Source organism: Nocardia sp. CY15 (genome assembly GCF_009829295.1).
Lineage (GTDB): Bacteria > Actinomycetota > Actinomycetes > Mycobacteriales > Mycobacteriaceae > Nocardia > Nocardia sputi.
The window spans coordinates 44,553-55,275 of sequence record NZ_VUOT01000027.1; the positions used below are offsets into that span (position 1 = coordinate 44,553).

5 protein-coding genes and 1 pseudogene are annotated in these 10,723 nt (G+C 65.6%); 3 read left to right on the top strand and 3 right to left on the bottom strand.

All coding sequences use genetic code 11. The features are described from left to right. Positions 1-332: 332 nt before the first annotated feature. Positions 333-991: pseudogene (locus GVY39_RS34620) on the bottom strand (IS30 family transposase); the annotation flags it as partial. Positions 992-1,932: 941 nt separating this feature from the next. On the opposite strand from GVY39_RS34620, the gene GVY39_RS25400 reads away from it, so the two are divergent. Beyond that, positions 1,933-2,739, top strand: a complete 807-nt coding sequence (locus GVY39_RS25400; RefSeq protein WP_159928867.1) for an alpha/beta fold hydrolase — start codon at positions 1,933-1,935, stop codon at positions 2,737-2,739. An 80-nt stretch (positions 2,740-2,819) separates the two neighbouring features. On the opposite strand, the gene GVY39_RS25405 is transcribed toward GVY39_RS25400, so the two are convergent. Together GVY39_RS25405 and GVY39_RS25415 are read right to left on the bottom strand one after the other, a co-directional pair. Continuing rightward, a complete protein-coding gene (locus GVY39_RS25405; protein ID WP_159928869.1) occupies positions 2,820-3,332 on the bottom strand; it encodes a hypothetical protein in 513 nt (170 codons plus the stop codon). Positions 3,333-4,188: 856 nt separating this feature from the next. Continuing rightward, positions 4,189-6,771 carry an AAA family ATPase gene (locus GVY39_RS25415; RefSeq protein WP_159928871.1) on the bottom strand — a complete coding sequence of 861 codons (2,583 nt, stop codon included), beginning with the start codon at positions 6,769-6,771 and terminating at the stop codon, positions 4,189-4,191. 719 nt (positions 6,772-7,490) lie between these two features. Here GVY39_RS25415 and GVY39_RS25420 point away from each other — a divergent pair. After that, positions 7,491-9,191 (top strand): hypothetical protein, encoded by a 1,701-nt coding sequence (locus GVY39_RS25420; protein ID WP_159928873.1) that lies wholly within the window; start codon positions 7,491-7,493, stop codon positions 9,189-9,191. A gap of 33 nt (positions 9,192-9,224) precedes the next feature. Continuing rightward, on the top strand, positions 9,225-10,697 hold the full coding sequence (locus GVY39_RS25425) for a hypothetical protein (RefSeq protein WP_159928875.1): 1,473 nt from the start codon (positions 9,225-9,227) through the stop codon (positions 10,695-10,697). Positions 10,698-10,723 lie beyond the last annotated feature (26 nt).

The following is a 10,723-nucleotide window of genomic DNA, read 5'->3' on the forward strand; positions in this document are numbered from 1 at the left end:
CGTCCCGGGCCTGGTTCTCGCCAACCGCTGCTCCGCGCTGCCGGACTGGATCAGCTGATTTTCCTTCGCCCACCGGACCGCATGACCATCTGCCTGATCACCGAACGGACTGACTGGTGTGGCGATGCGGTCCAACCCACGCGGGATGACTGTTCTCATCGAGCACCCGGGGCCATCGCGGACGGTCGAAATGTTCTGTGCGCCATCACATCTTGTCCTGCTTGATGAACCAAACTCGATACCGAGTGGTCTGTATCTTAATCTCGACCGCTACCGAGCTGTCAATACCTAGCCTCGATTTTTCGCCGGACCTTCGGCCCGGCATGGTCGGGTGTGTTCTCGTTAGTGCCTCGCTGCCATGGGCTGTGAGGATCGGCGAAGAACACCGGAATTCCTGTCTCGTCGGTGAATACGGCGTGGCCCGACATCTCCTTACCTCGGTCCCAGGTCAGTGATCTCAACAGCGGCGGGGGCATCGGTCCCAACGCCGCGGCCAGGGCGTTGTTCATCGATTCGGCTCCGTATCCGCTCAACGCGGGGCCGTTCTTCACCGGAGCGGCCGCCCTCCATCCCGGCTCGCGTGGCAAGTGGATGAGCAATGCGAACCGCGTCGACCGCTCGACAACAGTGCCGATCGCAGAACGGTCCGTCCCGATGATGAGGTCGCCTTCCCGGTGGCCGGGCACCGCCGGTCCTCGGCCTCCGGCGGTCGTTCACGCAGCAGCGTCCGCGCGGTGACGTGCGCCCAGGCCGCACGCTTCGATCGTGCTCGGGGCATCCGCAGCGCCCGCCCGGTGCGCAGGCACAAGATCAACTCACGCTCGAGCGCTCCACGCCCTTCGATATACAACGCCAGGTAGATCGCTTCATGGCTGATCCGCATCGACAGGTCGTCGGGGTAGTCGATCTTCAGACGCTTGGAGATTCGCTGCGGGCTCCACGCCTGCACCCATCGGCGATCAGCGCGATGGGGCTTGTTCCTGCCGGTCCACGCGGTCGTGCAGGTCGAGGGCGCAGTCACCTGCTGTGGCGGGCCGGCTCGGTGTCAGTGCGCGGGAGTGGCCGGTGCGGTCGCGATTGTCGCGGTGCGGATGCTGAGCACTGTGCAGATCAGGGCAATGGCGATGCGCCGTTCGGATTCGTCGGCGAGCCGCCCTCGTTCTCCGAGTGCTGGGTTCGTCAGTCTGTAGGGAGGCCGTGCGTGGAGCAGCATCCCTCGCGGGGCGTCGCGTGAACAGTTCATGCGACTCGATACGCAGTCGGCTACTGGCTTGTGCTGTCATCCAGACGCGTCCGGTGCTGGTCATGTGTCCGTTCCTGGTTGGGTGGGCGAGTGTCATCAGGGCCGGGCCACGGCGGCGGTGCCGCCCCTGACGACGCGCAGGCCCTGGTGTCGGGCCGAGTTCTGGATCGCTTGCACCCACAAGCATCGCGGGCTCGTGCCGAATCAACGCAGGATTCGCACTTGTCAGGCCGATAACATCTTCGGCGACATGGATGGCTACGGTCGCTTGCCGGACCGATCGATGCTCACCATTTCGGTGCCCTACCTGTGACTTCTGCTCCAGTCCATGATGGCGAGGCGATCGGTTGCGCTGATCCGACAATCGCGGTGCCGGGATTTGTGGCGATGACACAGCGCGGGTGTGTCGTGAGTCGTCCACGGGCGGGTACGACCGGTCAGCTCGTCACGGCCGAGCTGGGGTTCTGCGGCGGACTTGTACAACTGGCGGGCGGCCAATACTTGGTTCGGGAGCTCGAGGAGTTGTCGGTGTGTGGCGCCGAATTAACAGCGCCACAATCCCGACCCTCGAACGGCACTCGAGTGCACCCCACGCACCAAACTGCCGTTCTGGAGTGACCGGCTGGTTCGGATGGCCGATATCCGATAACGTCGCCCCAATCGAATTACGTTGTTCCGGAGGAGTGCCAATGACCGCCAAACTGGAAATCTGCGAAGGGAAGTGCCCCAACGGCCACCCCTACCTCAAGTTCGGCGACGGCGCCCCACTGATTGCCTTGCCTGGATCGACTCCGGAGAACGGCAACCTGGATGGCGGGTCGCGCAAGTTCATGATCAAGCCGTTCCTGCCGCTGGCCGCGCATCGCACGGTCTATGTCTTCAATCGCCGTGCCGGAGTGCCCGCGGGCTTGACGATGGCCGACATCGCAACCGACCTCGCTGAGGGACTCACCGGCGAATTCGACAGTGCGGTGGACGTGGTCGGCTATTCCACTGGCGGATCGGTCGCCTTGCAACTCGCGCATGACCACCCCGCAGCCGTCCGACGGCTTGTCCTCGCGAGCGCCGCGTATTCACTGAGCACGGAGGGTCGCAATGCCATGCGGCTGTTCGCCGAGCGCGCCGCCGCAGGGAAGCGGCCCGCGGTGGCGTGGGCGTCGATCGCGTCGACGTCACCTCTCGGCAGAAGGCTGATGGCCGGATTTCTCTGGATGATCGACCCGATGATGCGTCCTTCCAACGGTGACTACACCGAGGCGATTCGTGTCATCGAAGCGGAGGACTCGTTCGATTTGCGTGACCGGCTCGCCGACATCGCCACGCCCACCGTGGTGATCGGCGGCGACAAGGACCTCGCCTATCCCGTCGCCATGTTCCGTGACACCGCCGAAGGGCTCAAAGACGCCGAGCTGTTGGTCTATGCCGGGCGAAACCACAACAGCGCGATCGCCGACCGGCGGTTTGTCGAGGACGTCCTGGAGTTCCTCGAGAGGTAGCGCTGAGCGGTGGGGTTTCGACGACAGCTGCGCGGCCTGCTCGGACGGCCCAGACCGCCCAGTGCCGGTGCGACACTCGGCTAGGGGCGCATAGTGAAGGCATCGCCGCTCATGCCGTAGCTGGTGCGACTCACCGCACGGTCGACATCGAACTCGACCCGCACCTCGTACAGGCCCAAGTGGCCCATCAACAGTTGCGGCTCACCAACGTACACCGTGGGGACGCGGTGATGGCGGAAGTAGCCGACCGCCATCTCCCGCATCGTTCGACACCGGTTCTCCGGATCGGTGAGCGGATGCAGGAGATACGCGGTGGCGTCGAATACGGCGCAGGCCAGGTCCAGGTCCGTGCCAAGTGCGGCGATGCGTTCAGCGGCGAGAGCAAGGGCGTGGTAGCCGGCATTATCGGGGACGAGTGCCCAACCCACCGCGCCGCCGAGATACACCGCTGCCGCCGACAGCAGGTCGATGGTGTTCTCCCAGAAATGGGTGGCCGCGACCAGGTCCACGCTGTCCGCCGCAAGATGGTCCGCGCCGCGTTCGCGAGCCAGCCGACGTACCGCCGCGCTGCCCTCCCAGACGTTATCGGCCATACCCAATTTTCGGTGCCGCGAAAGTTCCGGCCGATTTCCACTGCGGCCACCGGAAGTTCGGGCAACTCCACGAAGCCGAAGTGACCGCGAACAGGGTCCCACGTCGAGTGCGGACGCTCAACTTCGCGCAGCCCCTCCGCGAAATCGGTCAGTCCGCCTTCGAGGCCCATGGTGATCGCCGCTGCAGGAGCAAGCTCGGCGAGCAGATCGTCTGGCACGAACGGGGCCACGCGCGTGCCGCGCGGATGCGGCGCAGTAGGAGCGGGGGTGCACGGCACCTCTTCCGGGTCGACCATTCTGGCATCGAAGATGTTGCGGTGCTCGAGGATTCGCGCGATGATCCGGTAGCCGCCGGGCAGGACCAGTTCGACACCCTCGGGCGTCGGGAGGAGTCCGCGGGCCTGGTCGTAGGACAGTCGCGCGAGTCCGGTGTCGGAACACAGGTGCCGGTCGGCGAGGTACTTGCCCGGCCCAGGGCGGTGGTGGGTGGCGCCGCGCCGGCGGGGGCGGGGTTTGGCGCCTGTAGATCAGGCGAACCACCCCGACGGCGGGCCGGCTTTCGTCCTGACAGTCGCGTACAGCTCAGCTTGCAGCCGAACTCGCCCAGCCATTCGACATAGCAGCCTGGCCCGAGCTCGATCAACATGACGTCCGGTATTGGAATCCACAGACCGTCGGCGACGCGCTGTTCAACTATTGGGACTGAAACGGTAACGCCAGCCTATGTTGACAAGCGACGATCCACCATCACGCCATGACCATCACGAAATCCGGCTGGAATATTAGGCCGAGGGTTTGCCGGACGTTGCCGCAGCGCCGTTGCTGCGAGCCTGATCCGGCGGGAGGCCGCTGCCCGTCAGTCCTGGTGCCGCCGTCTTTCATGTGTGCGCGACGGCCGTTTTGCTGCTGCAGTACGGATTTTGTCGAGCAGATCTTTGGGTGCGAGCTTGATGATATCTTGACGAGAACCGATCTCAAGTTTGCGGAGAACCATCGCCACTTGTGCGTCGACCGTCTTGGATGACGTACCCCGCCGGGCGGCGATCTCAACGTTCTTCCACCCCGCCGCCGCGAAGACAGAGACTTCCATTTCGGCGTCGGACAACCGACCCCAGCGCGAGGCAGTATTTTGCCGCGCGGGATGTTCCATCGGCATCTTATGGATTGCAAGCGTGCCCAATGCGAGACGCTGTACTTCATCCGCCTCCGGAATCAACAGTGAACCCTGCCGGTAGGCTGCGTGGAAAGCCTCAGGCCCCAATACCCCGCGGGCGACTTCGATCGCGGTGTTGTTTTCATTCGCTATCAGAGGCAGATCGTTGAGGTCGAAACCGCGGCCTCCGCGTAACGCTACAGCCCCTCCAGCGAGTTGGGCAATTTCAGTTGCCATCGACTTGAGTCGGGTGCTGTCGTTGTTACCCGCAGCGAGCATGTCAGTGATAATCTGCGCTAGCGACCAGGTACGCACGTACACTGTGAAGGCTGCACCCCACCCATCACGCGCAGCTACCTGATTCTCTAGTGTTGCTCGCTCAACTGCTAGGGCCTGAATGGGATCACCGTGTTTGGTCAACGTCGTCGCCCACGCCAACTCGGCCCAAGCTTTTGCCCACCCTGCTCCGGACGCCCTGGCGTGATCGAGGTGCCGCATCGCTATCTCGATGGCTTCCTCTCTGGACCCAAGAAAGCACGCGGCCCATGCCTTATACAATTCGCTTCGAGCGGCTCGGCCGGAATCTCCGAGAGCTTGAAATTTTTTGCAGGCTCGTGCCAGCACTTCGATTGCGCGCGCGTCGCGGTCCAGGAACGTCAGCTTGGATCCCCACAAAAATTCAATCGGTGCTGGGAGACCAACATCAGCGTGCGGGTCTTGTCGCCAGTTCTGCCTGATCATCGCATCGTCGATGCATGTATCGATGCAGTCGTCGAGTATGCGCTCTACATCTTCGTTTCTTCCTTGGACCATCGCCAGCCACCCGATCAAGGACAGCGCGGCCACTTGGACTTCGATCCGCTGCGGAGTCGACATGCGGGCGGCTTCGAGGGTGCGCTCGGCCCAGCGGCGAATCTCTCGCGGTGATCCTTTAAAGGGTGGTAAAGCAATCAGACTCGCGCAAATTTCTAATCCGACTTCAGGTTCGCCTGCGGTCAGACTTCCCTCGATTGCGGTAACAATATTGTCCCACGCCGCGCGAGCCCAGTTTTGCTCAGCCGGGCTGAACCAATCGCGCTGCAAATAAACAGCCTTATCGCGATAGTACTGTCGGTGTCGGCGCACCAGGCGCGCCGGTTCGTCGACTTCATCGGTGCTGCGTTTCTGTAGTTTTTGCTGGGCAAATATTCGAACGCTTTCTAGTAGAGAATAGCGCACTGTATTCGGCGATACATGCAACGTGACCAGCGATTGATCGGCGAGGCGTTCGAGCAGGCCTTCGATCTCGTCCGCGGCTAGTCGAACCACCACGCCATGGTGATCAGCGGATTGCTCATCGCCGCCCCGGCTGGGGTCGTCAGAGCAGACCGTTTCGACCGCGTCCAAGTCCGCGCCGACGTCGAGGGCCGTACTGTTATCGTCTTCGGGATTCGTGTCATATCCAGCGGCGAAGACGGACAATCGGTCGAGAAGTAACTGTTCCTTCTCCTCGCATAGGTCGTAGGACCAGGCGATGGCATCAACGATCCTGCGGTGACGCGGTTCGACTCCCCTTAGGGGTCGAGGAGGCCATCCCATCCGTCTGTCGGTTTCCTCGCCAGTGAGGTCGGAAAGGATCATCGCCAACGGCCGGAGTTGCACGCGCGCCGCAGCTAATCGGATAAACAGCGGTTGATTGTCCATATGCCGACAGATTTGCGCTGCCACTGCCACGTCGTCAGGAGCAACGAGGGTGTGACCGGCGAGTTGCGCTCGCTGACAGAACAGGGTCACAGCTTGTTGCTGTGTCAGTGGGGGAACTACAACGACATGCTCGTCGACCCACCCCACCGGTTCGCGGCTTGTCGCGAGGATTGTCAATCCCGGGACCTCCGCCAACAACTCCGCAATAAGGCGGCCAGAGCCGCCGCGAACATGTTCGCAGTTGTCCATCACCAGCACGGTTTGCTGGTTGCGGCCCAGCGCATCAGTCCTACTCAGCGTATCGACCAGCGCGTCCCAAGTCGTGCTGTCGGGGAAGTCGGCCTCAACCACAGAACGTGCGATCTCGTCCTCGACGGCCACCGCGTTCGAGTCTCTTGCTAGGCGCGCCAACCGTACCCAATACACCGGAGCCGACCTTGGCCGGCGAAATCGGCGGAGGGCCTCGGTAGCGAGTCGCGTCTTCCCGATCCCGCCAGGACCGACTAATGTCACCAACCGCGCTTCGCCGCGCAGCAACGCATGTAGTTTCTGGAGTTCAGGATCACGGCCGACGAACTCGTCGGCGTACACCGGCTTTTCCATGCCCCGCTCTCGGCGTGTCGATGGCATATCAACTGATCCTAGTACGGCGTGTGTGGGAATGAACCGGTGTTCGGTGTCCAAATTTTCGCGGGTCGACTGGTCGATCCAGGGTCGACAGCGCCCTGTCCCGGTTCGACCGGAGGGCGCCGAACAGGTCACGCCACTGGTCGTCAGGGATCTCTCGTGGCTGTTGCTTCGGCAACCTCGGGTTGTACCGAAGCCGCCCTTCTGGCCGGCGCCGGTGCGACAGCGGTGGACAGCCCGCCGGGGTTCGACCGGTTCGTTTTCGCGAAGACGAACCGTTCACCCGCGTGCGAGCGTGAGCGCCTCACCGGTATCAGGCCGGTGTGCTGGAGCGTTCCCAGGCTTCGATCGGGTCGCGGGAGTACCAATGTCCGGTCCATTCCCGGTCGGCGGACAGCGCCGCGCGGAACTGGCCGGCGTCGGGTAGCTCCGGGGCGTGGGCGGTGAGAACCCCGGGCCGGTCGCGGTGGAATCGGCGGGCGCGTTCGACCGCACGAGGTGGTGTTCACCGGATCTGTGGGCGTCGAGCGCTTCCTGCTGGTGAGAACGGTCTCGTCCGGTCGAGTTCCGCTGTCGGAGAAACTGGTTGTCTCGGCGGGACCGAAGGGAGAGGCGATGGTCGACAGGTCGACCGTGCTCGTTCGCGGCGGCCACCGGACGGTGCTCGGTCGTCGGCCGGGGGGCCGGAGGCACTGGTGAGTGAATCACTGGAGGTCGATCCGGAGGACCTGCGGGCGCGCGGGGCAGCGCTGCGAGAAATCGGCGCCGAAGCCAGACAGGTGGTGGAACGGCTGCGTGCCGCCCTCGCCGAGGAAGGCCGGTGGTGGGGTGAGGACGAGGCAGGCAAGGCGTTCGCGGAGACCTACGAACCGGATGCGCGGGATGCACTGATCGCGCTGCGGAACTTCGCCGACAACGTGTGTCGCTTCGGCAGCGACGTGGGGCGTGCCGCGGAAGCCTTCCACACCGCGGATGAGCAGGCGGGACGGCAGGTAGCACAGGCACTCCAGCCGACAGTCCCGCCCGGCGTCGGGACCGGCAGCGGTTCGTCCGCCGAACCAGGACGTGCACCGGACCCCATCCAGATCCGCCGCTCGCCCGAGCCGATCCCCAGCATCGTGTCGCGGGCGGTGACGCCGGAGTCGGTCGACGCGCAGCCGGTGTCCGTGCCACCCAGCAGCGCTCCCTTTGCCGATGCGAGCACGGCACGCACCCCGAGTCCGGTCGGCGAAAGTCCGGGCCCGGGTCATGTCGGCACGCCGCGATCTCCGGTCGCGGCTGCCGCGAACAGCGGCGACCGCACCGCCGAGCAGCCCGGCAGCCGCCTCGCCGACCCTAGCCGGGCGCCCGGCGCTGCCCCGCCCGGTGCTCGGCAGTTCGACACCGCCGGCGACCGTCGGACGGCGGCGGAACCTGCTCGTGCCGTACCGAATACCACGGCAGCCCCTGCGCGCGGCACCCCGCGCCCGGCTGCCGTCAGCGCGCCGGTCGTCCAGCCTCCGACGCGGACGCCGTGGTCGGACGGTACGGCCTCGGCCGGTCCGCTCGGTGGACGTCCCACACCCGACCGCGCCGCGGGTAAGCCGTTCGCGGACAGAGTTTCCGCGCCACAGCGCCCACCCGGCAGGCAGCACGCCGACAGCGATCCCCCCCGGCGGCCGCGAAACCAGGGGAACACCGACAGCGCCCTGGAGCGGCTCGCCCGGGAACTGGCCGAGCGGCACGGCGTCGAGGTGGCCGGGTTCGACCTGCCCGTGACCGACGAGGCCGCCGTCCGGGAATTCGTGGCGGCGACCGATGCGGTCCTGACCAGATTTCCGGTGCTCGACGTGCGTTCTGTCGGCATCGGTGCGCTCGCGCCGCGCGAGATCGTGCGGATCGAGCAGCAATCGGCAATGGGCACGCGGGAGCCGGTGAGCGCCTGGTCGGTGACCCTCAATATCACCCTGCTCGATGATTCGGCGCGGCTCGCCGCGGCGATTCGCGCGATTCACCGACCGGGATCGACTGTCGCACAAGCGGACACGCGGCCGGTCTATGCGACGACGGTCCGCGCGTTCGGGCGCGCCTTCGACCGCGCGGGCGGGCGGCAAGCGCGTGCCGGTGCGCAGCGGGCGCTGATCGCGGAATATCTCCGAGACCGCGGCGAGCACAGCCGCGCTGGTCTGGCCCCCGTTGTGCGTGGCTACCGGCGATGGCGGGATCAATTGAGCGGCGGCAGTTTCGACAAGGGGCGCTTCGATCCCGCCGCGGCACTGGCGGACGCGCTCACCGACGTCATGCTCAACGAGGACCGGGCCGCCGAACCGGCGAAGACGTTGTGCCGACTGCTCATCGACACCGCACGCGGGTCGGCGACGCAGGATACGGCGCATGGGCAACGCGGCCCGCTGTGATGAATCCATGGAATCAACAGCGAAAGGTATCCGATGCGGGATTCGAGAGCCGACGATCCAGCGGGATCGGATGCGCCGGGAAACAAACTGTCGTACCAGGATTTCGAGGAGCCGCTCGACACGCGGCTGCTGCGGCTGGCCCGCCGGATCGGAGCGGAGATCTCCGCCGTGGCCGCGCCGGATTGGCGGTCGTGGGATGCGGTCTTCGCGCTGACCGTCGACGAGGCCGTGGCCAACGCCGCCTGCGTGGTCGACGACCGAACGGTGCGAGTGGAGCTGCCGGAGTCGGTATCGGCGCTGGTGCGCCGACATCGGGAGTTGTCGGCGGGGCTGGATCGCGGGCCGTGGTGGCGGTTGCTGCTGTCGGCGACCGCCGACGGCGAGGTGGAATTCGACCTCGATTACGGTGACGAGCCGTTCCCGGACGGTGAATTGTTCGCGCCTGAGGCGTATCGCGCCGATCTGGTGAGGTACCCGAGGGCCCGGCTGCCGATTTGGCTGGCGGCCTACCTCGGCCACGGCGATCGGCAGACGCGCAGTCCACGCCGCGCCGTGGCGGAGGTTCGTGCCGATCACACGGCCGGGACGCGGCCGACGCCGATGACCAACGAACTGCCGGAGCTGCCGGTGCTGTGGGCGCGGTGGGCGGTGTTGTCGGCCGCGTTCGTGGCGGTCGGATCCGAGCGCGGACCGCGAATCCTGCCGTCGCTGGGCTGGTTCGAGAGCTCCCGGCGGGCCGGGTCGACGGTGTTCGTGCTGCCGGGCGACCGAGCCGTGTTGTCGGGCGGTGTGTGGCATTCTCCCGCCTTGAACGCGGTGTACAACGATGCTGCCGAGATGCCGAATTACTATGCTGGGGCGCCGGATTGGGTGGCCGATCCGGTGCTGAACCCGCGCGCGGCGACCGGGTTGCTCTCGTTCTGCTACTGGTGGGATACCGGGCAGTGGTATCGAGGTGAGTCCCCGCCGGCGGCGGGTTCGGGTTCGGCGATTCCCGGGGTGTGGACTACCGAGACGGTGATCGACATCGTGGCGAGTCTGCTGCCGGATCGGCCGCCCGCACCGGTGCGCACGGCGGCGGAGGCGTTGGTGTCCGCGGCGCAGGACGGTGTCGTGACGCGCGAACTGGTGGTAGATGTCTTCGGCGAGGCGGACCGTTTCGACATAGATGCGGCGCTGTATCAGTTCTCGATCGCCGGATCGCTCACTCGGCATGCACGGCAAGAGATCTCGGCGGCGGACGCGATCGCCCGCGTCCGCAGTTATATCACCGATCGGCAGCTGGATACGACGGGCTACCCACTCGCACAGTTGCGCGCCGATCGCATCAACGCGGGCTGGATGGTGTACGTGCCCGTGCCGCGCGGGGAGATCGCGATCGGGCGCGCGATCTTCTATGTCGCGGATGACGGCGTGGTGGAACATTCCTCGTCGTCGACGCCGCCCGCGACCTACGCGGCCGGCTTCGAACAGCGGTATCTGCGGCGGCAGGGGGCGTCGGTCTGAGCTGGCCACGGCGCCAGGGTCAGCAT